At 41.2% G+C, this 25868-nt stretch carries 26 protein-coding genes; 18 read left to right on the top strand and 8 right to left on the bottom strand.

Annotated features, from left to right (window positions below; all coding sequences use genetic code 11):
* The first annotated feature begins 5 nt into the window (after positions 1-5).
* Positions 6-476, top strand: coding sequence for an Lrp/AsnC family transcriptional regulator (locus tag EPX21_RS15850; RefSeq protein ID WP_134090666.1), 471 nt, complete (start codon positions 6-8; stop codon positions 474-476).
* 54 nt (positions 477-530) lie between these two features.
* Here the strand turns inward: EPX21_RS15850 and ung are convergent, their stop codons facing one another.
* Positions 531-1202 carry a uracil-DNA glycosylase gene (gene ung / locus EPX21_RS15845; RefSeq protein WP_134090665.1) on the bottom strand — a complete coding sequence of 224 codons (672 nt, stop codon included), beginning with the start codon at positions 1200-1202 and terminating at the stop codon, positions 531-533.
* Positions 1203-1363: 161 nt separating this feature from the next.
* On the opposite strand from ung, the gene EPX21_RS15840 reads away from it, so the two are divergent.
* Positions 1364-1900 (top strand): DUF2892 domain-containing protein, encoded by a 537-nt coding sequence (locus EPX21_RS15840; protein WP_134090664.1) that lies wholly within the window; start codon positions 1364-1366, stop codon positions 1898-1900.
* Between the two features lie 59 nt (positions 1901-1959).
* Here EPX21_RS15840 and EPX21_RS15835 read toward each other — a convergent pair whose 3' ends face one another.
* Positions 1960-3741, bottom strand: coding sequence for an ABC transporter ATP-binding protein (locus tag EPX21_RS15835; RefSeq protein WP_134090663.1), 1782 nt, complete (start codon positions 3739-3741; stop codon positions 1960-1962).
* Positions 3742-3945: 204 nt separating this feature from the next.
* Between EPX21_RS15835 and EPX21_RS15830 the strand changes: the two genes are divergently transcribed.
* The 8 genes from EPX21_RS15830 to EPX21_RS15795 all read left to right on the top strand — a co-directional run bounded on the left by EPX21_RS15830 (position 3946) and on the right by EPX21_RS15795 (position 10093).
* A complete protein-coding gene (locus EPX21_RS15830; protein WP_134090662.1) occupies positions 3946-5028 on the top strand; it encodes a Glu/Leu/Phe/Val dehydrogenase in 1083 nt (360 codons plus the stop codon).
* 37 nt (positions 5029-5065) lie between these two features.
* Positions 5066-6013, top strand: a complete 948-nt coding sequence (gene nusB / locus EPX21_RS15825) for a transcription antitermination factor NusB (RefSeq protein ID WP_134090661.1) — start codon at positions 5066-5068, stop codon at positions 6011-6013.
* A 91-nt stretch (positions 6014-6104) separates the two neighbouring features.
* Entirely contained in the window at positions 6105-6581 is a 477-nt protein-coding gene (locus tag EPX21_RS15820) for a DUF1573 domain-containing protein (RefSeq protein WP_134090660.1), read from the top strand.
* A 27-nt stretch (positions 6582-6608) separates the two neighbouring features.
* Positions 6609-6953 carry a preprotein translocase subunit YajC gene (gene yajC, locus EPX21_RS15815; RefSeq protein ID WP_134090659.1) on the top strand — a complete coding sequence of 115 codons (345 nt, stop codon included), beginning with the start codon at positions 6609-6611 and terminating at the stop codon, positions 6951-6953.
* A gap of 105 nt (positions 6954-7058) precedes the next feature.
* Positions 7059-8000 (top strand): YbbR-like domain-containing protein, encoded by a 942-nt coding sequence (locus EPX21_RS15810; RefSeq protein WP_134090658.1) that lies wholly within the window; start codon positions 7059-7061, stop codon positions 7998-8000.
* A complete protein-coding gene (coaE, locus tag EPX21_RS15805) occupies positions 7991-8602 on the top strand; it encodes a dephospho-CoA kinase (RefSeq protein WP_134090657.1) in 612 nt (203 codons plus the stop codon). Before EPX21_RS15810 ends, coaE begins: the two co-directional genes overlap by 10 nt.
* A complete protein-coding gene (locus EPX21_RS15800) occupies positions 8599-9546 on the top strand; it encodes an exonuclease (protein WP_370450999.1) in 948 nt (315 codons plus the stop codon). The genes coaE and EPX21_RS15800 overlap by 4 nt, the downstream gene beginning before the upstream one ends.
* A gap of 97 nt (positions 9547-9643) precedes the next feature.
* Entirely contained in the window at positions 9644-10093 is a 450-nt protein-coding gene (locus EPX21_RS15795; protein ID WP_134090656.1) for a MarR family winged helix-turn-helix transcriptional regulator, read from the top strand.
* A 14-nt stretch (positions 10094-10107) separates the two neighbouring features.
* Here the strand turns inward: EPX21_RS15795 and EPX21_RS15790 are convergent, their stop codons facing one another.
* Together EPX21_RS15790 and EPX21_RS15785 are read right to left on the bottom strand one after the other, a co-directional pair.
* Positions 10108-10827, bottom strand: coding sequence for a ZIP family metal transporter (locus EPX21_RS15790; protein WP_134090655.1), 720 nt, complete (start codon positions 10825-10827; stop codon positions 10108-10110).
* Positions 10824-11393 (bottom strand): phosphatase PAP2 family protein, encoded by a 570-nt coding sequence (locus EPX21_RS15785; protein ID WP_370450998.1) that lies wholly within the window; start codon positions 11391-11393, stop codon positions 10824-10826. The genes EPX21_RS15790 and EPX21_RS15785 overlap by 4 nt, the downstream gene beginning before the upstream one ends.
* A gap of 281 nt (positions 11394-11674) precedes the next feature.
* Between EPX21_RS15785 and glmM the strand changes: the two genes are divergently transcribed.
* Complete coding sequence (gene glmM / locus EPX21_RS15780; protein WP_134090653.1) at positions 11675-13057, top strand: phosphoglucosamine mutase; 1383 nt, start codon at positions 11675-11677, stop codon at positions 13055-13057.
* Positions 13058-13122: 65 nt separating this feature from the next.
* Positions 13123-14259 (top strand): cysteine desulfurase family protein, encoded by a 1137-nt coding sequence (locus EPX21_RS15775; RefSeq protein ID WP_134090652.1) that lies wholly within the window; start codon positions 13123-13125, stop codon positions 14257-14259.
* A 325-nt stretch (positions 14260-14584) separates the two neighbouring features.
* On the opposite strand, the gene accD is transcribed toward EPX21_RS15775, so the two are convergent.
* Positions 14585-15427, bottom strand: coding sequence for an acetyl-CoA carboxylase, carboxyltransferase subunit beta (accD, locus tag EPX21_RS15770; protein WP_134090651.1), 843 nt, complete (start codon positions 15425-15427; stop codon positions 14585-14587).
* A gap of 202 nt (positions 15428-15629) precedes the next feature.
* Between accD and fbaA the strand changes: the two genes are divergently transcribed.
* Both fbaA and EPX21_RS15760 read left to right on the top strand, forming a co-directional pair.
* Positions 15630-16709, top strand: a complete 1080-nt coding sequence (fbaA, locus tag EPX21_RS15765) for a class II fructose-bisphosphate aldolase (RefSeq protein ID WP_134090650.1) — start codon at positions 15630-15632, stop codon at positions 16707-16709.
* 228 nt (positions 16710-16937) lie between these two features.
* Positions 16938-17090 (top strand): lmo0937 family membrane protein, encoded by a 153-nt coding sequence (locus EPX21_RS15760; RefSeq protein WP_013667243.1) that lies wholly within the window; start codon positions 16938-16940, stop codon positions 17088-17090.
* Positions 17091-17095: 5 nt separating this feature from the next.
* On the opposite strand, the gene EPX21_RS15755 is transcribed toward EPX21_RS15760, so the two are convergent.
* Both EPX21_RS15755 and queA read right to left on the bottom strand, forming a co-directional pair.
* Complete coding sequence (locus tag EPX21_RS15755; RefSeq protein ID WP_206106086.1) at positions 17096-17785, bottom strand: 2-C-methyl-D-erythritol 4-phosphate cytidylyltransferase; 690 nt, start codon at positions 17783-17785, stop codon at positions 17096-17098.
* A gap of 63 nt (positions 17786-17848) precedes the next feature.
* Entirely contained in the window at positions 17849-18898 is a 1050-nt protein-coding gene (queA, locus tag EPX21_RS15750) for a tRNA preQ1(34) S-adenosylmethionine ribosyltransferase-isomerase QueA (RefSeq protein WP_134090649.1), read from the bottom strand.
* 259 nt (positions 18899-19157) lie between these two features.
* On the opposite strand from queA, the gene EPX21_RS15745 reads away from it, so the two are divergent.
* From EPX21_RS15745 to EPX21_RS15735, 3 genes are all read left to right on the top strand, one after another.
* A complete protein-coding gene (locus tag EPX21_RS15745; protein ID WP_134090648.1) occupies positions 19158-20402 on the top strand; it encodes an ABC transporter permease in 1245 nt (414 codons plus the stop codon).
* Positions 20403-20696: 294 nt separating this feature from the next.
* Positions 20697-22067: a DUF1080 domain-containing protein gene (locus EPX21_RS15740; RefSeq protein WP_134090647.1), complete on the top strand. Its 1371-nt coding sequence runs from the start codon at positions 20697-20699 to the stop codon at positions 22065-22067.
* A 4-nt stretch (positions 22068-22071) separates the two neighbouring features.
* Positions 22072-23274 (top strand): Gfo/Idh/MocA family protein, encoded by a 1203-nt coding sequence (locus tag EPX21_RS15735; protein WP_134090646.1) that lies wholly within the window; start codon positions 22072-22074, stop codon positions 23272-23274.
* Positions 23275-23337: 63 nt separating this feature from the next.
* Here the strand turns inward: EPX21_RS15735 and EPX21_RS15730 are convergent, their stop codons facing one another.
* On the bottom strand, positions 23338-24534 hold the full coding sequence (locus EPX21_RS15730) for a pyridoxal phosphate-dependent aminotransferase (RefSeq protein WP_206106087.1): 1197 nt from the start codon (positions 24532-24534) through the stop codon (positions 23338-23340).
* A 232-nt stretch (positions 24535-24766) separates the two neighbouring features.
* Here EPX21_RS15730 and EPX21_RS15725 point away from each other — a divergent pair, with 232 nt between their 5' ends.
* Positions 24767-25744 carry a cation diffusion facilitator family transporter gene (locus EPX21_RS15725; protein ID WP_134090703.1) on the top strand — a complete coding sequence of 326 codons (978 nt, stop codon included), beginning with the start codon at positions 24767-24769 and terminating at the stop codon, positions 25742-25744.
* Positions 25745-25868 lie beyond the last annotated feature (124 nt).

Here is a 25868-nt window from a genome sequence, read left to right as displayed (position 1 = left end):
TAGCCATGGCTTTTGAACCAGATAAAATTGATTTAAAGATTATTAAATTACTCCAAGAGAACGGTAGAATAACCAATTTACAGCTTTCTTCTAATATAGGTTTATCTCCGGCGCCTACACTGGAGCGGGTTCGAAAACTTGAAAATGCCGGGTATATCAAAAGCTATCATGCCTTAGTGGACGAAGAACTTTTAGGCTTGGGAATTAAGTCTTTTATTCAGATACAGCTGGATTTTCATACCCACAACTCGATACCCGAATTTGTCGAAGCGATTAAGAGCATACCGGAGGTGACCGAATGCCATCACGTAACAGGGCAATGCGATTTTATATTGAAAGTATATGTGAAGGACATCAAGTCGTATGAACGATTGATCATGGAAAAGATTAGCAGAATTCCATTTGTCAAGACGTTTCAAACCATGATGATTATGTCAACATCTAAGAAAGAGCCGATCGTTCCGATGGAATATTAGTTATTCGTTTATACAGGCAAGTGGTTTTTGCGTTGCTAAGTGTATAGCGAGCTGCTACAGTTGCCAGTCGATCGGCGCTTTTCCTTGCTTAATCAGGTAAGCATTTGTCTTCGAAAACGGTTTGCTGCCAAAGAATCCATTATGGGCCGACAAGGGTGACGGGTGTGCTGACGTAATGATAAGATGTTTAGAAGCGTCTATCAGCTTTGTTTTCTGTTTTGCGTAATTTCCCCACAATATAAATACAATTCCTTCGGTTCGTTGTGAGAGCTCTTTAATTACGGTATCAGTAAAGATTTCCCAGCCCTTTTTTTGATGGGATGCGGCCATATGTGCCCGTACAGTAAGTACCGCATTAAGTAAAAGTACTCCCTGATCCGCCCATTTTGTTAAGGTGCCGTGAGTAGGAATCTTAAAACCAGGAATATCATTGCTTAGTTCAATGTACATGTTTTTCAGTGACGGAGGAATAGCAATACCGGGTTGGACAGAAAAGGATAAGCCGTGTGCTTGTCCAACATTATGATATGGGTCTTGCCCAAGTATAACTGCTTTTACCTCATGAAAGGGCGTATGGTTAAAGGCATTAAATATAAGTTTGTTTGGTGGAAATACTTGGTATTGCGCTTGTTCCGCTTTTAGAAAATTCCGTAAATCGCTCATATATGGTTTGGAGAACTCTGGTTCTAAGATTGCTCTCCAACTTTTTTCAAGGGTGACACTCATGCCCAAACTTAGTTAAAATTGGCCTTTTGTACAATAGGCGTCAGTTTTTAATCTACGCTGCATCGTAACCAGTAGACAGATTTACCAGAGAATTTTTGTTAAAACCCATAAATTAGTGGATATTTGCAGCATTGTTAATCAAGATATTTTAGAGTTTAGATATGCCAAATTTCGTTCGTATTATTATAGCCTTTGTTTTGCTGGGAGCAGCTGTCAGTTTATTCGTTTTTGGACATTGGCCTTGGGGTATCCTTGCGCTTCTATTGGCGATAGTTGTTTTTGTCACTTTCTTTTTTAATGAGAACATGCTCGTTGCGCAGTTCTACTTACGGAAGGAAAATATGGATAAGGCTAAACTTTGGCTAAATAGGATAACTAATTATGAAAAGCAGTTGATTCGTGCGCAGCACGGTTATTATCACTTGCTTATCGGCTTAATTGAGTCGCGTACCGCACCCTTACAGTCTGAGAAGTACTTTAAAAAAGCGTTAAGCCTGGGGATGCAGATGGACCACAATGTAGCATTGGCTAAATTAAGTTTGGCAGGCATCGCAATGGCCAAACGGAATAAGCGTGAGGCGACTCAACTGCTCCAAGAGGCAAAGAAAGCCGATAAAAATAAACTGCTTGCCGACCAAATAAAAATGATGAAAGATCAGATGGGAATGCTAGATAAGCAGCAAATGAGATTCCGCTAGGAAAAGCATTTGAAAGGTGCGTCTCCATACATAGGCATAGAAGAAGAGCCGCTTGCTTGTTAGACTTCTTCTTCTAAAAGCTGTTTTTCGTATAACTCAAAATAGCTGCCTTTTGCAGCAAGGAGTTCAGCATGCTTTCCCTCTTCAATGATTCGGCCATTATCCAGCACCAGAATGTGATCAGCGTTTTTGATAGTGGAAACGCGATGTGCTATAAACACGGCGCTTCTATCCCGCATTACAGAACCAAGGTTATGGAGAATCCTTTCTTCGGTCTTTGTGTCTACGGCGGACAGGCAATCGTCAAAAATCACTATTTTCGGATCTATAATTACTGCTCTCGCTATCGATATGCGCTGTTTTTGTCCACCCGATAAAGTAATTCCTCGTTCTCCTATAGCTGTTTCGAAGCCTTTTTCGAAGGCAATAATATTATCGTAAACAGCTGCTGTTTTCGTAGCGTCTTCCACTTTCGCCATATTTAATTGATCAAGTCCAAAAGCAACGTTACGGGCTATGGTATCTGAAAAAAGGAACACCTCTTGCGGAACAAAGCCGATTGCGCTTCGATAGCGGTTAAGGTTGAGTTCCTGTATAGGCGTGTTATCCACTAAAATAGTTCCCGAAGTGCTGTCATACATGCGCATTAAAAGTCGCGCGATGGTTGATTTTCCCGAACCCGTCTTACCGATAATGGCAAGGATTTTTCCCGGGCTCACCTTAAAAGATATCTCCTTTAACGCCTCTATGCCTGTATCTGGATAAGTGAAGGAAACGTTTTTAAATTCAATATGTCCCTTGAAGTCTTTTTTTCCATTTGGTACAGAAAGAATGCTCGGCTTCGCGCTTAAAAATTCATTGATCCGCTTTTGTGAAGCTGCTGCGCGTTGCACCAGCGAAGTAACCCAGGCGAGCGACATCGCGGGAAATGTTAATTGATTAACATAAACAATAAACTCGGCAATATTTCCCGAGGAAATGCTACCTCGCATCACTTCAATACCGCCGACATAAATGGTAATGATTGTACTCAAGCCGATGAGGAGCAGGATGAGCGGAAAGAATACGGCCTGAACTTTTACTAAAGATAAGGATACGTCTTTGTAGCTGTTGCTTTCTTTTGCGAAGCTGTTCATTTTGTCATGTTCACGACTGTAAATTTTAATAACTCGAATTCCGGAAAACGTTTCTTGCACAAAAGAACTTAATGCTGAAAGCTGTTCTTGGATTTTTTCACTCCTTTTGTTTATTAGCTTATTGATAAAGAGTATTACTGCTGACAGAATCGGTATAGGTGCCAATGCGTAAATAGCTAGTCTGCCGTTCACACTAAACATCGAGCTTATTACCATGACGGATAACACAACCGTATTAATGGAGTACATCACCGCGGGTCCTAAATAGGCCCGTACCCGACTTACATCTTCAGTGACCCGATTCATTAGGTCGCCTGTATTGTTCCTTTTAAAGAAGGCCATGTCCAATTGCTGGTAGTGGCTATAAATCTCATTCTTTAGATCGTATTCGATATGGCGTGAAGTGAGAATGATGGTTTGTCGCATTAAAAAGAGAAATAAGCCCCTTATAAGTGCTAAGGCCAGTACAATAATACCAAACAGCAGGAGGCTACGCCCAAACATTTCATAAACCAGTGCTTGACGTTCGAAGCCCCGGAAAAGCTGAAAGAGCGCGATGTTGTCTTTTACCAAATCAAAGGCGATGCGTATAACCTGCGCAGGTATGATGCCGAAGTAATTGGAAATCACTACAAAGATGAAGCCGGGGATCATTCTCCACCGGTATTTGTAAAAAAATTTATTGAGATAAGCTAAGTGCTTCATGAAAAAACCTAATTAAACTTAAGAACGCAAAAATACAGATCCCAAACGAAAGCGGAGACGGTACTAAAAGTATTTGCCAAATATTAAAATTAACTGGCAATCTCGAAACAAATTACTGAATGAAATGATTTTAAATTCATAAAAAGATACCGATAAAATTAGTACTTTTGCGCAGAATTGCCGGTACTAAAATAATAGTAAAATATGTCTTCCGAAACACCATACTGCCGAATGTTCGATTTGTTAAGACAATTTGAGCATCAAAAGATTGTATTTTGTCAAGACCACACGATCGGACTAAAGGCTATCATTGCTATCCACGATACAACGCTAGGCCCAGCCATAGGAGGAGTAAGGATGTTGCCTTATAAAACCGAGATGGAAGCGATCGATGATGTATTGCGATTATCTCGGGCGATGACCTACAAATCTGCCATAAGTGGCGTTAATCTTGGAGGCGGGACGGCGGTAATCATCGGTGATCACCGCACGCAGAAATCGGAAGTTATTTTAAGGCGACTCGGACAGTTTGTGGAAGAAATGAACGGTTCGTTCATCGCGTCATTGGACATGGGTACGACGTCTAAGGATATGGAGTTCATTCATATGGAAACTAACCACGTTGTTGGCCTGCCCAAATCGCTGGGAGGAAGTGGGGATACCGCTCCGTTTACGGCAAAAGGGGTTTTTTATGGGATAAAAGCAGCCGTTAAAGAATTGTATGGTACCGATAGCATGGCCGGACGCACTGTCGCCGTGCAAGGGACGGGAAAGGTTGGCGAGCACCTTGTTTCGTTGCTTCGCGAAGAGAATGCGAAAGTTTATGTGAGTGATATTGTCGAAGACCAAATGATTCAGGTATCTAACAAATATGGAGCCGAGGCAATTGCACATAATAATCTGTTCGATATGGATCTGGATGTTTATGCGCCCTGCGCATTGGGCGGAACCGTCAATAGCTACACCATTGAACGGATGAAATGCAAAATTATCGCTGGATCGGCTAATAATCAGTTGGCTGATGATCAAGAACATGGCGCTAAGCTTCTTGAAAAGGGCATTATTTATGCGCCAGACTTTTTAATAAACGCCGGGGGCCTTTTGAGTTGTTATGCAGAGATTGCAGGATATAACGTACTGAGAAGTGCTGCATTAACAGAAAACATCTACGACGCAACGCGATCTGTGATACAAAAATCGCTGAGAGAAAAAATTCCAACGCATCAAGCCGCCATGCAGATTGCAGAGGAGCGAATCGCACTTATAAAAAAAATAAAACAAAACTAGTCATACAGGCTGGAAATAATAATCGTTCTTTATACATATGTTAAATAGAAGGCACCTGAGGGTTAAAGTATTACAAACAATCTACGCGTATCAACAGTCAGATGATAAAAATGTAAATAACTTCGAAAAAGCGCTACTGAAAAGTGTGGATCAAGTTTATGAAATGTATATCTGGGTTCTTGCGCTTGTATCGGAGGTGGCTGAGTATACATTGGTTGATGCAGAAGAAAGAGCTAATAAGTTTTTACCTACCGAGCATGATCTCAATGCCGACACGCGTTTGTCCAATAATACTTTTATCGAACTGTTAAGGCAAAATGAGCAGTTTTCCGATTTGTGTAAAAAATACAAGGTTGATGCCGTATTTGATACTGAAATCGTGAAAAGTATTTTTCAGATCTTAAAACAATCTCCGGAGTATATTGCTTATTTAGAGAATGAGGATCGATCGCTCAAGGCTGAAAAGGACATCGTGAAATTCATCTTTAAAAAGATTATATTGAAGTCGCCCGCTATTGAGCAGATTTTCGACGAGCACTTTATTAACTGGACAACAGATAAAGACGTTTTACAGGCCTTATTAGCAAAGACTTTAAAGAATTTTAATAGCGAGGATCCTGAAAAAAACCACTTGGCTCAATTGTGTCCAAACTGGGCTGATGACAAGGAGTTTATTGTGGATCTATTTCGGTTGACCACGCGGCATGGAGAGGATTATCAAAAGTATATTTCGGGAAAGACAAAGAACTGGGAGGCAGAGCGTATAGCGTTAATCGATACGCTTCTGATGAGAATGGCTATCACTGAGCTGTTGAATTTTTCTTCTATACCGGTGAAGGTGACAATTAATGAGTACATCGAAATTTCAAAGGAGTTTAGCACGCCTAAAAGTAATTCGTTTATTAATGGCATCCTTGACAAGATTTTAATTGAACTTCAAAAAGAAGGAAAAATCAGGAAGTTTGGGCGAGGGCTTATCGGCTAGAGTTGGTTCAGATGCTGTTGGATCGGGATATCCGATCTAGAAGTGTTAAATGACAGATGCTGTGAACAAACAATAACAAACAATTATAAATATGAAAAATAAGATTTTGTTACTATCCTTGGTAGTTTTGACATTAGGCGCCTGCAACGGATCAAAACAGAAGGAAGAGAGCGCAGGAGAGGACATCATAGAAAGTGTAAATACCACAGACAATACGGGGGTCAACAAGCAAATACCTGATTCAGCAGATGTCGCGGATGCGCCGGTGATGGAGTTTAGAAGTGATACATACGATTTTTCGAAAATTAAAGAAGGGGAGAAGATCGATCACGTTTTTGAATTTGTCAATACCGGAAAATCTCCGTTGATAATAAGCGACGTACAGGCAGGCTGCGGTTGCACTACGCCCAAATTTGATAAAAAGCCAATCAAACCAGGGGAACGAGGAAGCATTCAGGTAGGCTTTAACAGTGCCGGACAGCGGGGAGCGCAACACAAAATTATTACTGTATATAGTAATGCACAGCCAGCCCAAACAATGTTACATTTGAAAGGTGAAGTACAATAGTTAAATTTTTATAAATCATAGTTTTACATGACAACAACAGCAGTTTTATTACAGGCAGGATCGGGCGGAATGTCATCCCTCATTATGATGGGATTAATTGTAGTGGTCTTTTATTTTTTTATGATACGGCCACAAATGAAGAAACAAAAAGATCACAAAAAATATATAGAAGAGTTAAGGGTCAATGATAAAGTGGTGACTACGGCCGGTATCCATGGCCGTATCGTCGAAATTGGAGAAAGTACATTTATCGTTGACGTTGGTGGCGGCACGCGTATTAAATTTGATAAGGCGGCTATCTCGTTAGACGCTTCCAAGTTGGCGAATGCCCCTAAACAGGGAGCTGTAAGTACAACAGACGAAAAGAAATAAGCTTTGTCAGTCGACGAAGTATACATAAAACGCTTAATGAAAATTGATTTGACCAACGGAGGTTGCTATTTTTGTTAAGCGTTTTCTACTTTTTACGACCGTTTTATGTTTAATCTTAATAAAAAGCAACAAAAGAAACTGAGCTTATTCGCTATCTGTCTCTTTATCTCCTTTCTAGTGTGGAGTTTGTTTGCTTTGTCTAACCGGTATGTCTATAGTGTAAAGGCTTCTTTGAATTATGTGAACGCACCTCCAAAAAGGGCTTTTCACCCGCTTCAATCTGACAGTGTCAATATGCAGGTAGAAGGAACGGGATGGCAAGTGCTATTTTCGAACCTTCGACTCAAGCCACAAGATATATATGTCGATTTAAGCGGTTTAAAGACGCGCGACTGGATCGTCTTTTCAAATCAAATGGGGTATATAAATCGACAATTTAGTGCCAATCAGCGTATTGTTTCTATTGCTCCGGATACCCTTTTCTTCAACTTTTCTAAGCAAGATGTGAAAAAAGTAACGGTTAACTTGTCGAAGGACATTAAGTTCCGTAAGCAATACGATATTATCGACGACATACAGATAGAACCGAAGTTTGTAACGGTTACCGGGCCTTTAGAAGATTTGGTTTTGATAGATGGTTGGGCGACAGACACCTTGAGGAGAACCAATGTCGACAAAAGCGTAGTTGCCAAAGTCACCTTGTCTAAAAGTCAGAAGGCGAACATTAATGTACATCCCTCTATGGTTGATGTTACCATCCCGGTGGGCGAGGTAACTGAAAAAATTATAGAGGTACCTATCCGAGCAGAGAATAGCCGGGCTTTTCGGACAGTAAAGGTGTTGCCAGAGAAAGTGAAGTTAACAACCGTTGTGTCATTAGATAAATATGATGTAACAGATAAAGATATGTTTGAGGCTGTTATCAACTTAAATGATTGGAGAAGTAACCACATACAAAATTTACCGGTTATTATTACCAAACAGCCCGAGTTTGTTAAAATAATCAAAACGGAACCGCAAAACGTGGAGTTTTTACTGTGGAAATAAAAAAAGCAAAATTGCGCATAGGTGTAACCGGAGGCATTGGTACAGGTAAGACCACGGTTTGCAGAATTTTTGAAGCTTTAGGATATCCCATTTTTTATGCAGATACAGAAGCAAAGCATGTGATGGTGAGCGACCCTGAGTTAGTTGAGCAAATTAAAGCCGCATTTGGCGAGGAGGTTTATACAAAGGAAGGCAATCTCGATAGGAAGCTCCTTTCAAGCATGGTGTTTCACGATCGGGCTAAACTTGATGCGCTGAATGCCTTGGTGCATCCAGCGACGTTAAGGGCATATGAGAACTGGGAGCGGCAACAAGATGCACCGTTGTCCTTTAAAGAGGCCGCATTACTTTTTGAAACCGGAAGTTACCGGCTATCCGATTACAATATTTTAGTAATAGCGCCCCAAGAATTAAGGGTTAAACGGGTTATGGAAAGAGATCAGGTGACAAGAGAATCTGTTTTGGACAGAATAGATAAGCAGATGAGCGATGAGGCTAAACGTGAGCTGGCTGATTTCATAATAGATAATAACGAGAATAGCGCTTTAATACCACAGGTGTTAAAAGTTACGGAAAGCTTGTTAGCATCGCTCAGCACATGACTAAAGTGATTTTACAGGACTTTCTGGTAGTTGATTCCAAAGGCATTTACTGCGTATATGGTGACTTCTTCATCGATGCAAAAGAGGCAGTTAAAACAGCGGTTGTATCGCACGGACATGGTGATCACGTCACTTCCGGCTCGCACAGGGTGTTTTGTACAGCGCCGACAAAGTCCTTTATGGAGTTGCGATACAAAAAAGGAGCTGCGCGCGACTTTCGAGTTTACGATTATGGTACACCTTTCCGGATAGGAGAAATTCAACTTACATTTTTACCAGCAGGTCATATTTTGGGGTCTGCCTCGGTGCTAATGGAGTATAAAGGAGTGCGTTACCTGTATACGGGTGATTATAAGCTGCAGCTAGATCCGACTTGTACGCCTATTTCATTGGTAAAAGCAGACGTACTTATCACCGAAAGTACCTTCGCCAATCCGGCGATCAAGCATCCGGATCCTTCTCTCGAGGTTTCGAAGCTAAACACGACCACTTATCCCATTATGCTTGGCGTTTATGCCTTGGGTAAGGCGCAACGCTTAACCGCGATAATCAATAAACACTGTCCGCAAAAAAAGATACTCTTACACCATGCCGTACTGCCATTTCATCGGATTTATGAAGAACATGGCTACGTCGATTGGAAGTACCTGCCTTATGGTCGTAAGCTTATTAAAGATGAGCCGGAAAATGTGATTTACATGGTGCCACCCTTGACTTTTAACAGCTATTTTAAGGCTAAGAACTTAATAAAGGTCTTCGCCTCCGGTTGGAAGCGCTTGCAAAGTAAGAACGATATGGAGTTGTTTATTTCCGACCATGTTGATTGGGACGATATTCTCAACACCGTTGAAACTGTCGACCCTCAGGAAATATGGACGCTCCACGGCGACGGGAAGGCTTTAGTGGATTATTATAACGGCAGTCGTACCGTGAAAATTTTATAAGTGTTACTTGGCTGCCTCCAGGAAGGTGATATTGTACCTTTATTTTTTAGATAGGATTTTAAGCTCTATATTCGTGTTCCAGTTCTAAATTAGATTTATGAAAATAGAAGATGTACTCGTGACCAATAAATTTGATAGCGAATATCATAAGGTCGCTCTTAATATCATATATACAAGCAATTTTATCCAAAGCTTACTGAAAGAAAGAACAGACGAAGAAAAAATAACGCTTCAGCAATACAACGTGTTGAGAATTTTACGCGGTCAAAATGCGAAGCCCGCCACTGTCAATATGCTGAAGGAGCGTCTTCTGGACCGAATGTCTGATGTAAGCAGAATCGTTGATCGATTAGTTCAAAAGAAATTGGTGTCTAGATGTACAAGCAATAAAGACAGACGGGCCGTAGATATATTCATTACCCAAGAAGGCCTAGATATTTTAGCGCGCTTGGATAAGAAGATGTCCATTTTGACTATTTTAGATGAAAATCTGGAAGAAGAAGAGTGTAAACAGCTCAATTATCTCCTGGATAAACTAAGGGGCTGATGCAGTCGCATGGGCTAATGAATGAAGAAATTAATAAGAGAAAGCCCAACGCCAATCATGACTGCTGTCAGTTTTCTTTTATTGAAGTGATGGTGATCTGCCGATGACGATTCAAATAAAATGGTTGTAGAAATATGGAGAAATATGCCAATAACCACTGCCATCATTTTATTGAAGTAGGCTTCTATTTCTCCCGCTCCGCCAATGCTTATTATATTACTTAAAATAAAACCAATAGGCGACATTAATGCAAATATAAAGAGGGATAGTATGATGGTGCCTCGCCGGTTAACGGACTGAACGAGCAGGCTGCCTAATGCAAAGGCTGCTGGAATATGATGAATAGCTATTCCAAACAAAAGCTCTCTTTGATGCCCTTTGGCCAATGGCATTCCTTCCAGGAATGCATGCAAACATAGGCTCGTCATGACGCCGATGGGGAAATGGCCGTGATGACCGTGTTTGTGGATATGTCCATGCTCTATACCTTCAGAAAATCGTTCCAATAAGAGCTGAAACAAGAAACCACCTAATACATACAGGCCAATATAATAATCCTCGTTATCGGAATAAATCTCAGGAATAAGATGTAATACGGTAATAGAAAATAAATAGGCGCCGCTGAAAGAAAGAACCAGCCTTAGCAAGTCCGTATTATCCCTTTTGACAAAAAATACAGCTAAACCGCCTAAGAGCGCTGAACAGAATAAAGTAACTACGATAAGAAAGGTCATGGCTTTGTAATCTGTTGACTGCCTTCCGGCTGTATGTAGAGAAATAGTCGCGCTAAAGAATAGCCAATCAAGCTTCCGAACACGGCCCCGGCCAGCACATCAACGGGATAGTGTACGCCTACGTAAATCTGTGCGAAACCAATGGCAAAAGCCCAAAATAATGCAAACCAAAGGATAGCATTCCATCGCTTTCTATAAACCAATATTAAAAATAGGGCCATTGCGAAATGGTTACTCGCATGGGAGGAGGGGAAACTATAACCGCTTCCACATCGTACCCTACTGACCATTTCGCCTTGCAATGTTAACTCATTACAGGGTCTTATCCTCTTTACAGCCGGCTTAATTACCGAGGCTGATAAAAAGTCCGCCGCTCCGAAACTGAGTAAAAGAAATACCATCATGATGACGCCTCTTTTTTTATAGGTACGGATCGAGAAAACTAAAATAAATAAATACAAGGGGGCCCATGTGTAGGGATTACGTAGATGAGGCATTAGCCAATCAAAAACTATATTCGCCATATCCTGATTAATCATCAGGAAGAGGTCGGTATCGAATTGCATAATAGGGGCGAGCATGTATTTTCTTACAAACAGATTAAACGTTCCGGTGCTTTAAACAAACGAATATAGCATAAGCAAAAGGCCGGCTTTCGCTCTTTATCGCTAGATTCAATAAGGTTGCAAATATACGCTTTACAAACTATCTGGCAGCTAAAATCGTGTTATAAAGATAAAAATTTGTTGATTGAGCAATCGGTTGATTGCATATAACCCATTTGCAGGCACTGGTATATTGTGACGAAAATGCTATTTTTACCCCTCATTCAGTAAACGAGCTTAAAATGACATTGATTAAATCTATTTCCGGTATCCGGGGAACTATCGGCGGCAGGCCCGGTGAAGGCCTAACTCCGGTTGATATTGTAAAATTTACTGCGGCATTCGGAAAATATATCACGGCAAAAGCGAATAGTAAAAAAATTGTGGTTGGAAGAGACGCCCGGCTTTCGGGCGAAATGGTGAGGAATATCGTAATAGGTACCCTTCAGAGCATCGGAGTGGACGTTGTCGATCTCGGATTGTCTACCACCCCAACGGTCGAGATAGCGGTGCCAGATGAGAAAGCAGCAGGAGGAATTATTCTGACCGCTAGCCATAATCCGGCAGAGTGGAATGCGCTGAAGTTGCTAAACGAAAAAGGTGAATTTATTAATGATGCGGAGGGGAAAGAAGTACTGGCATTGGCTGATGACTTAGATTTCGACTTTTCCGATGTGCAGGCATTGGGGCGGGTAACGAAGGATGATAGTTATCTCAACAAGCATATCGAGAAAATTTTGGCACTTGAAATAGTCGATAAAGAGGCTATTGCTAATGCAGGGTTTACCATTGCTGTTGATGCCGTTAATTCTACTGGTGGGTGGTTTGTGCCGGCTTTGCTAAAGGCTCTTGGGGTATCCACCGTATACGAGCTGTATTGTGAGCCGAACGGACGCTTTCCACACAATCCCGAGCCCTTAGCCGATAACTTAAAGGATTTATCTGCACTTGTGAAAGAGAAAAAGGCCGATTTGGGGATAGCGGTAGATCCGGACGTAGACAGATTATGTTTTGTGATGGAGAATGGAGAGATGTTCGGAGAAGAATATACCCTCGTAGCCGTTGCCGACTATATTCTACAACACAGCAAAGGGAACACCGTTTCCAACCTATCTTCAACACGCGCGCTGAAAGATGTTACTGAGAAGCATGGCGGCACCTATTACGCGGCCGCCGTTGGCGAAGTAAATGTGGTCACCAAAATGAAGGAAGTGAATGCAGTGATCGGGGGAGAAGGGAACGGAGGTGTAATTTATCCTGCCACGCATTACGGTCGGGACGCGCTGGCCGGAATTGGCATTTTCTTAACTCATCTTGCGAAAAGCAGACAGAAAATATCTGCGTTACGAAGCAGTTATCCGTCTTATTTTATGGCGAAGAGAAAAGTTACACTCACAGAGAAACTGGATATCGATCAGCTTTTAAACGCAATGGAACAGCGGTATCTTGAGATTCCGCATAGCACCATTGATGGGTTAAAAATAGATTTTGAGGAAGAATGGGCTCACCTCCGCAAATCAAATACGGAGCCCATTATCCGAGTTTATACGGAAGCGCCGACACAGCGACGTGCCGATTTGTTAGCCGATAAGATACTGAGTGAAATAGAGGCTATCGCGTCTTAATCACCCTTAAGTAAAAGTAATAAAGAGTAGCACGGTAGTAATTGATTACTTAGTAGATTTGTAACATGCGTGTATATTTAGACAATGCGGCAACCACTGCGATAGATGAACAAGTATTGCAGGAGATGATGGCTGTTATGCGAGAAAACTATGGCAATCCTTCTTCCATTCATGCCGATGGCAGAAAAGTACGAACAATTATCGAAAAGGCCCGCAAGAAAGTCGCATCATTATTAAATGCGTCACCCGCCGAAATTTTCTTTACTTCGGGCGGAACAGAGGCAGATAATACGGCCATCAAAAGGGGGATTATAGATAATGAATTAACTCACGCCATCAGTTCACCACTTGAGCATCACGCCGTACTGCATACGTTGCAAGAGTTGGAGAAAGCAGGAACAATTAGTTTGGCGCTGCTTGACGTTGATGCGAAAGGACATATAGATTTGATTCAACTCGAGAAGCTGCTACAAGAGAATCCACGCAGCTTTGTTTCCCTGATGCATGCAAATAATGAAATTGGTACAGTTACGGATATCCAAAAAGTATCGGATATCTGTGCGGCTTACGGTGCGCTGTTTCATACGGATACCGTGCAAACCATGGGTCATTTCGTACACGACTTAAGTGAGCTGAAAGTAGGCTTTTTAGCAGGCGCTGCACATAAGTTCCATGGCCCTAAGGGTGTCGGTTTCTTATATATAAACCATGAAGTAAAGATTAAGCCATTTATTAATGGTGGTGCTCAGGAAAGAAACATGAGAGGTGGAACCGAAAACGTCTATGGTATCGTCGGCTTGGCCAAAGCACTTGAGATCGCTTATGAACGCATGGCAGAACACCGTGCTTATATTCAAGGACTAAAAGATTACATGAGGAAAGAGCTTGTCCAGCACATTCCCGGAGTGAGTTTTAATGGCGAACAAGCGGCCGACCAAAGTTTGTATACTGTTCTGAATGTGTCCTTTCCGCCCACGGATTTGGCAGACATGCTGTTGTTTAATCTAGATATCGCTGGTATATCCGCTTCAGGCGGTAGTGCTTGTAGTTCGGGCTCGAATATAGGCTCTCATGTCTTAACTGCAATTGGCGTAGACGCCAATAGACCTTCGGTCCGATTTTCTTTCAGCAAGTTTAACACAAAAGAGGAAATAGATTTTACGATTTCTAAACTCAAAGAGGTGTGTTTGGAAAAAGTATAGGGTAACTTTATATCTTTATGAACAAAAAGGGTTTGTAGTTGTTAGTTAATTACAAACCCTTTTTGTTTTATTTAATTGATAGGAGGTTATTATGCGTGACGAATTGAAAGATAGAAAAAGTGATAAACAAATCATAACCGAGAAAGACGGAAAGAAAAAAGTTGTTGATGTAAACAAAGGCAGCTTTTCTGATAGAGATCATCACAGAAAGACCGAGGGGCCTGCTTTTTCGGCAGATTCGCCCACGACTAGGGATCGTAAATGAGGCGGTAAGTAACAAAAAGAGGCCCGGCGTTATAGTCGGGCCTCCGTTTTTATAGGCGTTTTATAGGATATTCTTTAAAAACGTAGCGATTTTATACTTCATTTTTCTACGGTCGATTATGAAATCGAGAAAGCCGTGTTCAAGAACGAATTCGGCAGTCTGAAAGCCTTTTGGTAAATCCTTTTTAATGGTTTCTTTTATAACGCGAGGGCCGGCGAAACCTATTAATGCACCTGGCTCTGCGATATTAATGTCGCCGAGCATTGCATAAGACGCTGTTACACCTCCTGTTGTAGGATCAGTAAGAAGCGATATATAAGGGAGCTTTGCTTCTCCCAGCAGCGCCAATTTTGCCGAAGTTTTTGCCATTTGCATCAAGGAAAATGCAGCTTCCATCATGCGGGCACCGCCGGACTTTGAAATGAGCAAAAAGGGTAGTCGATGTTCTATACAATAGTCAATGGACCTCGCTATCTTTTCGCCAACTACAGATCCCATCGAACCGCCAATAAAGGTGAAGTCCATGCAAGCGATCACTAAATCCAACCCTTCAATCTTTCCATGCCCACAGCGTATTGCATCATTCAGACCCGTTTTGGCATAGCTTTCGGCTATGCGCTCTGTGTATTTTTTGGTGTCTTCGAAATTAAGCGGGTCTGCCGAACGTAGATTACCGAAAAGTTCAGTAAATTGATTGTCATCAAAAAGAACTGAAAAGTACTCCGCCGAGCCGATTCTCAAGTGATAGCCACAATATTGGCATACATATTTGTTTTCGATTTGCTCTGATTTCAACAGGGGTTTTTTACAAGACGGGCATTTATTCCAAAGTCCGTCAGGAGCTTCTTTTTTATTCTCTGTTGCCGTATTAATACCGGCGCGATCTCGTTTAAACCAAGCCATTCAAAAAAATATTAGAGGTACAAAGAAACAAAAAAAATGTATAAAATGTTGCCTTTTGTGCAAGCTTATCATTTTATCCCATATATTGCTGAAAACCTTAACGTTTGGTGGCTACTGTTGAAAGAAAAATCACCTATAAAGTAGCTTATTTTAAATAAAATCCCTACTTTCGGGAATCAAAAAATTAAACAACGTATTACAAATGAGTTTAAAAGGTTATAAAGGTGTCGTGTATGGAGACGCTGTTCAGGAATTGTTTGAAAAAGCTAAAGAACATCGGTTTGCACTCCCTGCGGTAAATGTCATCGGCACAAATTCTATCAATGCGGTGATGGAAACTGCAAAGGCGGTTAATTCACCCGTAATTATTCAATTATCGAACGGAGGTGCGCAGTTTTATGCTGGCAAAACCCTAGATAACAGTAAGTTACAAGCCTGTGTGTTAGGCGCTGTGTCGGCCGCGAAACATGTACATTTATTAGCTGAGCATTATGGCGTTGCCGTTATTTTACACACCGATCATGCAGCCAAGAAATTATTGCCTTGGATAGACGGTCTGTTGGATCACGGTGAAGCATTTTTTGCCCAATATGGTAAACCTTTATTTTCCTCTCATATGCTTGATTTATCGGAGGAGTCCATTGAAGAAAACATAGAAATTTCCAAGAAGTATTTAACACGTATGAAACCACTTGGAATGACCGTCGAAATTGAATTAGGAGTAACAGGCGGAGAGGAAGACGGCGTAGATAACAGTGACGTGGATAGCTCAAAGTTGTATACGCAACCTGCTGAAGTAGCTTATGCTTATGAAGAGCTTAGCAAGGTAAGCGATAAATTTACAGTGGCTGCCGCATTTGGAAATGTGCATGGTGTTTATAAACCGGGAAATGTTAAACTACAGCCAGTTATTCTTAAGAACTCACAAGATTATATAAAAGAAAAATTTGCGCTGAACGCTGAAAAACCCGTGAATTTCGTTTTTCATGGTGGATCTGGATCGTCGCCCGCTGAAATTGAAGAAGCAATATCGTACGGCGCTATCAAAATGAATATTGACACCGATATGCAGTGGGCTTTCTGGGAAGGTGTAAAAGACTACTATAAAGCGAACGAAGGGTATTTACAAAGTCAAATCGGAAACCCTGATAGCGAAGACGGGCCAAATAAAAAGTATTATGATCCACGTGTTTGGTTGAGAAAAGGTGAAGAAAGCTTTGTGAAGCGTTTAAAGCAAGCTTTTGAAGAACTTAACTGCGTTGACGCAAATAGCAAGTTATAGCATATTGTTCTAGAAATTAAAAGGGAAGCCGACCGGCTTCCCTTTTTTTGTTCAAAAAAATTGATCTCGAGTTAATCGGTTCCTATGTCATATTCAGCTCTTTTCGATCAAATTAAAAAAATGTAAAACAAATTGGGGTCTAAAAGCTTTATTAAGCAGGAAAAGAGAAAGAGCTGTTTTGCATTTATCTATGAAAAGTATCTAGAACTAATTATTAATTGAATTGTTATGGGAAATTTATTGTATTTAATTGCCGTTGTTTTGGTTATTATCTGGGCTATCAGCTTTTTTGGCGGATATACCAGTAGCGGTATTATTCACGTCTTGCTGGTCATTGCAATCATCGCAGTATTGCTCCGAATTATCAGGGGGGCAGCCTAGTCGTTTCAAAACGACTTCATCACTATCTGTGCGAAGAGTAAATCCTCCGGGAAAGTGATTTTGATATTACGGGTATCGCCAGGTATAATCTGTACCGGATACCCGTTTTGTTCAACAACCGAAGCGTCATCTGTAAATAGTTCACTGTACGCTTGTTCGTAGGCATCGCACAATATCGAGGCTGAAAAAAACTGAGGCGTTTGAACGAGATAGACCGTATTTCTATCCACTGCTTTAGTAGTGGTTTTTTCTTTAATCCGAACAGAATCTTTACTGAGGACAGCGCTTGTTAAGGCGCCATAATTAATCACCTGTTGAAAGCCGTAGTCAATGACTGATTTCGTAACTAGCGGACGCACTCCATCATGTACAGCGATATAGGTAGCGCTCGCAGATTCCGCGAACTGCTTGATATAGTTCAACCCATTGCGTACAGAGTGAAATCTGGTCTCCCCGCCATCTACAAGGACATGAGGAATTTCGAATACATGACGAGCGCAGAGCCGCTCCCATTCCGCCTTTAATTGGCTATTTAAGACCAAAATGATCGTCGGTTTGGTTTTGCTGTTTTCAAATGCCTTTATCGTGTGCATTAACACGGGAAGGCCGTTGAGAAGCATAAACTGTTTTGGGATTGCGCTTCGCATCCGCGTTCCGGAGCCACCGCCAACAATTATGACATAATTTCGTATCATAGCTATCAAATAAAAAGGCTATCTGCTGCTTTAGATAGCCTTTTCACTCCAAGGAGACATTGTTTATATAATAAGCATGGCATCGCCATAGCTATAAAAGCGATATTTTTCTTTAACCGCTATTTCGTAGGCATTCATTACGTGCTCATAGCCCCCAAACGCACAAATCATCATCAACAAGGTAGACTCAGGCGTATGGAAGTTCGTTATCATGCTGTTTGCTATGCTGAAATCATAAGGAGGAAATATAAATTTGCTGGTCCAATCATTGGCAGCCTTTAAGGTTCTGTTCGCGGAAACGGCAGACTCAATCGAGCGCATGGTGGTAGTGCCTATTGCACAAACTCTTCGTTTCTCTGCAATCGCTTTGTTTACAATGTCAGCATCCTTCTGCTCAATAATGAATTGCTCAGAATCCATTTTGTGCTTTGTTAAATCTTCCACTTCCACTTGGCGGAAAGTACCAAGTCCGACGTGTAAGGTCACTTCCGCAAATTCTACGCCTTTTAGTTCTAAACGTTTCATTAATTCTCTGCTAAAATGTAAGCCAGCTGTAGGTGCGGCAACCGCCCCTTCGTTTTTAGCAAAAATGGTTTGATATCGAAACTTATCCTCTGGGGTAGGCTTTCTTTTAATATATTTTGGAAGAGGCGTTTCCCCCAGTATTTCAATATTTCTCCTAAACTCCTCGTCCGAGCCGTCAAAGAGAAAGCGAATCGTTCTGCCGCGCGATGTAGTATTATCAACGACCTCTGCAACTAACAAATCGTTGTCACCAAAATACAGTTTGTTTCCAACTCTGATCTTTCTGGCCGGATCCACCAGCACATCCCAAAGACGTAATTCTTTGTTCAATTCGCGCAATAAAAAGACTTCTATCGTTGCACCCGTTTTTTCCTTGTTTCCGTATAAGCGGGCGGGAAAAACCTTTGTGTTGTTGAGAATCATCACATCATGCTCGTCAAAATAGTTCAATACATCCTTGAAAATTTTGTGTTCAATTGCACCGGTTTTACGATCAAGCACCATTAAACGCGCCTCATCCCTCGTTTCGGCGGGTTCATGAGCAATTAACGAATCAGGTAGATTAAACTTAAATTGAGATAACTTCATGTTTTGTGAGTTTTATATATCTTGTTTCTTTAATAATAACTAGGCCAGTCAACCTAAAGTAGGGTAATAACAAAACGGATATAAGATTTGTTCCCTTTCCTTCATTACCTTACAAATTAGCGCGCAAATTTATAAAAAAAAATTAAAAAAAGTAAGTCTTAGCTCCTATATATTAGGCAATTGTTGTGCGGTGATCTTAGTTCATAAAAAAGGGCGAGTAGGTTGTAACCTTTGTCCATTTTGCGTGTCTTAACGTAGTATGATCTTTATCAAGCTATTTTTCGAAAGTTTTCGATTTGCATTTTCCGCTCTGCGAGAAAATAAGACGCGTACTTTTCTTTCATTACTCGGTGTGACCATCGGTATTATGACCATCATCGGCATTTTTTCGGCGGTGAATACCCTTCGCGCTAACTTAGAAAGTAGCGTCGAAAAATTAGGGAGTCGATCGATTTATATTCAAAAATGGCCCTGGGGCGGAGGAGGCGATTACCCGTGGTGGAAGTATGTAAACCGGCCAGAGCCAACGGTTCGGGACTTTGAGCAATTGAGACAGCGAGCTACGCTTGCCGACGGTATTGCACTGGAAGTGGGGGTTTCAGAGAAAACACTTAAGTATTTGAACAATAATGTTGAAAAGGTTTACATCAGTGCTGTATCAAACGACTATTATAAAATAAGAAATCTTGAGTTTCAAGCAGGTCGCTATTTTACAGAGAGCGAATCCGAGCGCGGAACTGCTGTAGTGATTATTGGTTCAACAATCGCCAAAGGTTTATTTCCGAATACAGACCCTATAGGAGAAACCATACAAGCGTTAGGGCGCCGACTAAAGGTTATAGGTGTTTTTAAAGAGGAAGGGGAGGGGATGTTGATCGACGTTTCTTTGGATAACATTGCCGTTGTGCCTTTGAATTTTGCGAGAAATGTAATTAATGTCAGGAATTTCGGTCCATCCATCATTGTCAATACGAAAGACGGGGTTTCTTTAGATGAGGCCGAAAGCGAATTGAAGGGATTGATGCGTTCAATTCATCGACTTAGTCCAAAGCAGGAAGACGATTTTGCGCTCAATCAAACGACAATCATTACCGCCCAACTCGACACGATGTTCCAAATCGTGAATACCGCTGGGTTCTGTATAGGAATCCTTTCTGTATTAGTAGGCGGGTTCGGTATAGCAAATATCATGTTTGTCTCGGTTAAAGAACGCACACCTATTATAGGAATTCAGAAATCACTCGGTGCCAAAAACTACTTTATACTTTGGCAATTTTTAATAGAATCCGTCGCTTTATGCATACTCGGCGGATTAGCCGGACTGTTTATTGTATACGCACTTGCTTTTCTATTAAAGATAATAGCAGGCGTGGGTGTCGTAGTACATCTTGGGGAAGTCTTGTTGGCGATATTTATTTCAACCACTATTGGTCTGATTTCGGGCATTATACCGGCTGTCATAGCGAGTAAATTAGATCCTGTGGAAGCGATAAGGAGTAAATAATAGGGGCCTCTTTTTGAAAATCTCAAAAAAATTACGATATCGTTTTCGTAAATAATGCCCTCTATCCAACCTTAATATTGGGAATATTTATTAATATTGGACATTGTGGTAAGAATACCTGCAATGGCTTGCTAAGCTTTTGATAAACCTTGGAAGTGCCATACCGGCCTTTTGATTGATATAAACAGAATGAATACCGCCCTTATGTACTTTAGGCTTACGTTGTAGGAAATCGATCCGCCATTTAAAGAATTTTAATTGACAGATTATGAACCAAAAATTGAGATACTAACCATGAGAAAACTAAGTTTAATTGCAGTGGGTACTATTGGGATCTGCTTTCTTACGGCTTTTTATAATAGGCAAAGCTCTTGGCAAGAATTATTCGACGGAAAATCATTAAGCGGCTGGAAGCGAGTAGCGGGAGATGCAACCTACGCCGTTGAAGATGGAATGATTGTAGGCACTACCGTTCGCGGTACCGGAAATACTTTTCTAATAACTGAAAAGGAATACGGTGATTTTATCCTCGAATTAGATGCAAAAATTGAAGGAGAGCACAACAACTCCGGTATTCAAACCAGAAGCCACATAGATCTACAGGCAAATGACGGTAAAGGAAGAGTTTATGGAAGGCAGATTGAAATTGATCCGACGCCGCGGAACTGGACGGGGGGGATTTACGATGAAGCGAGGAGGAATTGGTTGTATCCGTTGGAGCTTAATCCAAATGGTAAAGCCGCGTACAAGAAAGGGCAGTTTAATCACTTCCGTATTGAATGCATTGGAAATACAACCAAAACCTGGGTCAATGACGTTCCGGTTTCTTACGTCGTCGACACCTTAGATGACAGTGGATTTATTGGTCTGCAGGTGCACAGTATCGGCAAAGAAGGAAAGGAAGGCGAAAAAGTGTTTTTTAAAAATATTAGAATACAAACAAGAGACCTTCAGCCCAAAAAAATTGAAAAAGAAATTTACGTGGTGAACCTCGAACCAAATAGCCTTTCTCCCCATGAACAGGAAAATGGCTATCAATTGCTGTATGATGGTAAAACGGCCACTAATTGGATCGGCGCTAATAAAGGGCAATTCCCTGATAAGGGATGGTCCTACGACGCAGGCGAACTGCGCATACAAGCTACAGAAGGGACGAGTATACCGCGTGCGGGAGATATTGTTACTGAAAAGCTTTTTAGTGCTTTCGATTTGTCTTTTGAGTTTAAATTGACTCCCGGTGCCAATAGCGGACTTAAATATTTTGTTATCTTAGATGAAAAAAACAAAGATTGGCCATTAGGCTTGGAGTATCAAGTGCTTGATGATGAGAAGCACCCCGATGCAAAAATGGGACGTGATGGAAATAGAACGCTTGCGTCGCTTTACGATCTATTGACAGCTGAAAAGCAAGCGCGGTTTTTACGACCTATAGGCGCCTGGAATAATGCACGGATTATTGCCTATCCAGATAATAAAGTGGAGCATTATCTAAACGGCGTAAAGGTTCTAGAGTATGTTAGGGGATCCGACGCATTTAAAAAAACGGTATCTTTAAGTAAGTTTAAAGATAAGCCAGCTTTTGGAGAAGCTAAAGAGGGCTGCATTCTGTTACAAGATCACGGAAACGAAGTCAGTTTTAGAAGTATTAAAATAAAGGAATTGTAAGAGGATGAATAGGAGAATTTTTTTACAGCAAAGCAGTCTGTTGGGCGGGAGTTTGGTTATGTTTAATGATCTGCCGGCAAAAGCTGCATGGCTGGCTGATAAGCCTATCAATATCGGAATGATTGGCTGTGGTGATCGGGGAAAAGGCGTTTTATCAGTGATCAAGTCATTACCTGAACTCTTCAAGATTAGAAGTTACTGCGATGTTTTGGATTTTAGGTTGGAAGAAACCAATAATTTTCTGAAAGACGACAAAATCCGAAAGTTCAAATCGCATGAATCCATGCTGGAAGATAAAGAGCTGGATGCCGTATTTATTGCTGTCCCACTGAGTGAACATTTTGTTATTGCTAAAGATGCAATCGAAGCAGGTAAACATGTCTATGTTGAGAAGACGATGACTTATTCGATTGAGGAAGCAAAACAATTGGTAGCCATTGCTGATAAGTACCCGAAGCAGACGGTTCAGGTGGGGTACCAATATCGGTATTCGCCGCTGTATTTTAAAGTGAAAGACATGATTGGCAGCGGCTTTTTAGGGAAAGTCACCCAAGTCGATTGCCGATGGGACAGAAATGGGACCTGGCGCAGATCCGTCCCTAATCCCCAACTGGAAAGACAAATCAATTGGCGAATGTATAAGGAGTTCTCGGGAGGTTTAGCGGCCGAATTGCTCTCCCATCAAATTGATTTTATTAACTGGGCTTTTGACACCCATCCTGATGAAGTTTACGGTACAGGCGGGATCGATGTGTATCCGGATGGTAGAGAGACCTGCGACAATATACAGGTGATGTTTAGGTACAAAAAGGCAGGCATGATCGGCAATTTTGGTGCTACCTGTGGAAACGCTAGAGATGGTTACTTATTTAAAATAAAAGGCACTAAAGGAACGGTCTCTTTACTTACCAATACAGGTTTATTTTATCCTGAAAAAGAAGTAAGATCCGAATTGGATACGGTGGACGGCGTGAGCGGTGCGACAAAAATCGTTTGGAATAAAGATGGCGGAACACCCATTTTAGACGAACCTACCAAGGACGGTACCTGGTATGCCTTGCAGGAATTTTATAAAGCGGTGAAGACCAATTCACTTCCCTCTTCTAATGTAAGGCGCGGAGCAAGCGCAGCTATCTGTGTTGCTATGGCCAACAATGCTATTTACAATGATCGACCGGAATATTGGAAAGAAGATTACGATATATAAAAAAAAACACCGGCCTTTGCTTTGTAGCAAAGGCCGGTATCCCTCGTCGTCGCTAAAATTGAGTTAAACTAATTGCTCAAGTGCGACCTTAATGCGGCGTAGCGCTTCTGTTAATTGCTCATCTGATGCAGCATAAGACAAGCGGATACAATCGTTATTGCCAAATGAATCACCTCCAACTGTTGCTACATGTGCCTCATTCAAGAGGTAAAGTGCTAAATCCGACGAATTCGTAATAACATTTCCCCTCTGGTCTTTCCTCCCGAAAAATGCGCTCACATCGGGGAAGAAATAAAAAGCACCTTCTGGTAAATTTACTTTGACGTCTTTAATGTCTTTCAATGCATTGTATACAAGCTCTCTGCGACGTTCAAACGCCTTTTTCATTTCAAGGACAGTATCTAAGCCTCCTTCGTAGGCCGCAATTCCCGCGCGCTGGGCAATTGAACATGTTCCCGAAGTGGTTTGACCTTGGAGCTTGTCATTGGCTGCTGCTATCTCCTTACTGGCGGCGAGATAGCCGAGACGCCAACCCGTCATTGCGTAAGACTTGGAAAATCCATTGATTAAGATTACCCTATCCTTTACACTGTCGAATTGTGCAATCGATTCGTGTTTACTTTTGAAATTTATATGCTCATATATCTCGTCTGAGATGATGTAAATCTGAGGATATTTCTCGAATACTTCCACTAGTGCCGCAAGCTCTTGTTTGCTATAAACGCTACCGGTAGGGTTGCAGGGCGAAGAGAACATAAACAACTTCGTTTTTTCCGTTATAGCAGCTTCCAGTTCTTCAGGTGTAATTTTAAAGTCGCTTTCAATACTTGTGTTAATGAAAACCGATTTTCCTTCTGCCAGATTCACCATTTCCGAATAAGAGACCCAATAAGGTGTCGGAATAATCACTTCATCCCCTGGATTGATTACACAGAGGATAGCATTTGATAAGGACTGTTTAGCGCCTGTAGAAACCACAATTTGCGAAATATCATAATCTAATCCATTTTCTTCCTTTAGCTTCTTTGCGATCGCCTTCCTCAGTTCCGGATAGCCCGGTACCGGTGAATAGCGCGTATAATTTTCATCCAACGCTTTCTTCGCTGCTTCCTTTATATGATTCGGTGTATTGAAGTCGGGTTCACCTACACTCAGGCTAATAATGTTGGCGCCTTGAGCTGCCAACTCCCTACCCAATTTGGTCATTTTCAGTGTGGCCGATTCAGATAGGTTATTGATTCTTTCAGATAATATTGATATTGTTTCCATTAGATTACAAACCTAAGCAAAATTCTATTATTTTAAATTGTCTACACATCTTTTTGAAAAAAAGCTTTGAATGCGGGTTTGTTCTGGCATATTCGCAATGAATTCCACTCAAGATCATTTAGGCAGCAAGCCGGTGCTTACTGCGCGATACAGGAATCCCAGCATGAAATCGGCTATTATGAGTTTTTAATTTTTAACTTTGTACTTTAAGGAACTCTTTAAGGTGAAGGAACAGAAGCGGATCATTTTATACTCACTAAGTGCTGGCGTCATTTTAATGCTAGTCAAGTTTACAGCTTATTTGATAACGCATTCCAATGCGATTCTAACAGATGCAGTAGAGAGTATTGTCAACGTAGTAGCCAGTGGCTTTGCTTTTTACAGTATTCATCTTTCTTCTCAGCCTAAAGACGAAAATCATCCGTACGGACACGGTAAAGTGGAATTTTTTTCCGTTTTTTTGGAAGGCGGCTTGATTTTTATCGCAGGCGTCTTGATCGTTGGAAAGGCCCTTTATAGCATCTTCTTTCCAGAGCAAATCAGTAATCTATTGGAGGGGATGGGTGTTATTGCATTTACTGGACTGGTCAACTTTTTCTTGGGTGCTTATATGATAAAAAGAGGAAGAGCCCTGAATTCACTTACCATTATGGCGGACGGAAAGCACCTACAAGTTGACTCTTACAGTACATTAGGGCTGCTATTCGGATTGCTTTTGCTTTATATTACCGGCTTACACCAAATTGATATTGCGCTTTCTTTAGGCTTAGGAATCTACATCTTGTATAGCGGTTATAGCTTATTGCGAAAATCGATTGGTGGCTTAATGGATGAATCTGATTTCGAACTGATAGATCGGGTTGTACAGATACTAGAGAAAAACAGAAGGGATAGCTGGATCGATGTACATAATTTGCGCGTCCAGCGTTATGGGCATGAGTTGCATATTGATTGTCATATGACCCTACCTAATTATTTTGATTTAATAAAGGTTCATGAAGAAGTGTCGAAAGTAGACGGCCTTATTAATCAGCATGTCCATATAGATACTGAACTTTTCATTCACGCGGATCCTTGTCTGCCTGCCTGTTGCCACTACTGCAATATGAAAAACTGCCCTATTAGGAGTGAGGAGAAAAACGTGGAGATCTCTTGGGACGCTCCATTGGTTATGAAAAACAAGAAGCATTTTGATAGTTAAATAAACTTTCAACAAACAAAATGGGCTGTTAAAGAGTTTTGTTATAAAATTTTAACAGATGAATAATTTCTTTAGAGCACTCATTGCGGGTTTTACAGCTAAAAAGCTGGGAGGAGGATGTTTG

It is taken from the genome of Olivibacter sp. XZL3 (assembly GCF_004368405.1).
In the GTDB taxonomy this organism is placed as follows: Bacteria; Bacteroidota; Bacteroidia; order Sphingobacteriales; family Sphingobacteriaceae; genus Olivibacter.
The sequence above is the reverse complement of the archived record's forward strand: the minus strand, read 5'-3'. Positions and strand labels throughout refer to the sequence as shown.

What these genes read in the sequence shown, in the direction of transcription:
- EPX21_RS15840 (WP_134090664.1), top strand. Translation starts at nt 1,364, where the DNA reads ATGCCAAATTTCGTTCGTATTATTATAGCCTTTGTTTTGCTGGGAGCA.
- EPX21_RS15800 (WP_370450999.1), top strand. Translation starts at nt 8,599, where the DNA reads ATGACTAAAGTGATTTTACAGGACTTTCTGGTAGTTGATTCCAAAGGC.
- EPX21_RS15775 (WP_134090652.1), top strand. Translation starts at nt 13,123, where the DNA reads ATGCGTGTATATTTAGACAATGCGGCAACCACTGCGATAGATGAACAA.
- EPX21_RS15745 (WP_134090648.1), top strand. Translation starts at nt 19,158, where the DNA reads ATGATCTTTATCAAGCTATTTTTCGAAAGTTTTCGATTTGCATTTTCC.
- EPX21_RS15820 (WP_134090660.1), top strand. Translation starts at nt 6,105, where the DNA reads ATGAAAAATAAGATTTTGTTACTATCCTTGGTAGTTTTGACATTAGGC.
- ung (WP_134090665.1), bottom strand. Translation starts at nt 1,202, where the DNA reads ATGAGTGTCACCCTTGAAAAAAGTTGGAGAGCAATCTTAGAACCAGAG.
- nusB (WP_134090661.1), top strand. Translation starts at nt 5,066, where the DNA reads ATGTTAAATAGAAGGCACCTGAGGGTTAAAGTATTACAAACAATCTAC.
- EPX21_RS15835 (WP_134090663.1), bottom strand. Translation starts at nt 3,741, where the DNA reads ATGAAGCACTTAGCTTATCTCAATAAATTTTTTTACAAATACCGGTGG.
- fbaA (WP_134090650.1), top strand. Translation starts at nt 15,630, where the DNA reads ATGAGTTTAAAAGGTTATAAAGGTGTCGTGTATGGAGACGCTGTTCAG.
- EPX21_RS15755 (WP_206106086.1), bottom strand. Translation starts at nt 17,785, where the DNA reads ATGATACGAAATTATGTCATAATTGTTGGCGGTGGCTCCGGAACGCGG.
- yajC (WP_134090659.1), top strand. Translation starts at nt 6,609, where the DNA reads ATGACAACAACAGCAGTTTTATTACAGGCAGGATCGGGCGGAATGTCA.
- EPX21_RS15830 (WP_134090662.1), top strand. Translation starts at nt 3,946, where the DNA reads ATGTCTTCCGAAACACCATACTGCCGAATGTTCGATTTGTTAAGACAA.
- EPX21_RS15850 (WP_134090666.1), top strand. Translation starts at nt 6, where the DNA reads ATGGCTTTTGAACCAGATAAAATTGATTTAAAGATTATTAAATTACTC.
- EPX21_RS15795 (WP_134090656.1), top strand. Translation starts at nt 9,644, where the DNA reads ATGAAAATAGAAGATGTACTCGTGACCAATAAATTTGATAGCGAATAT.
- EPX21_RS15785 (WP_370450998.1), bottom strand. Translation starts at nt 11,393, where the DNA reads ATGCAATTCGATACCGACCTCTTCCTGATGATTAATCAGGATATGGCG.
- EPX21_RS15760 (WP_013667243.1), top strand. Translation starts at nt 16,938, where the DNA reads ATGGGAAATTTATTGTATTTAATTGCCGTTGTTTTGGTTATTATCTGG.
- glmM (WP_134090653.1), top strand. Translation starts at nt 11,675, where the DNA reads ATGACATTGATTAAATCTATTTCCGGTATCCGGGGAACTATCGGCGGC.
- EPX21_RS15735 (WP_134090646.1), top strand. Translation starts at nt 22,072, where the DNA reads ATGAATAGGAGAATTTTTTTACAGCAAAGCAGTCTGTTGGGCGGGAGT.
- EPX21_RS15790 (WP_134090655.1), bottom strand. Translation starts at nt 10,827, where the DNA reads ATGACCTTTCTTATCGTAGTTACTTTATTCTGTTCAGCGCTCTTAGGC.
- EPX21_RS15810 (WP_134090658.1), top strand. Translation starts at nt 7,059, where the DNA reads ATGTTTAATCTTAATAAAAAGCAACAAAAGAAACTGAGCTTATTCGCT.
- EPX21_RS15740 (WP_134090647.1), top strand. Translation starts at nt 20,697, where the DNA reads ATGAGAAAACTAAGTTTAATTGCAGTGGGTACTATTGGGATCTGCTTT.
- accD (WP_134090651.1), bottom strand. Translation starts at nt 15,427, where the DNA reads ATGGCTTGGTTTAAACGAGATCGCGCCGGTATTAATACGGCAACAGAG.
- queA (WP_134090649.1), bottom strand. Translation starts at nt 18,898, where the DNA reads ATGAAGTTATCTCAATTTAAGTTTAATCTACCTGATTCGTTAATTGCT.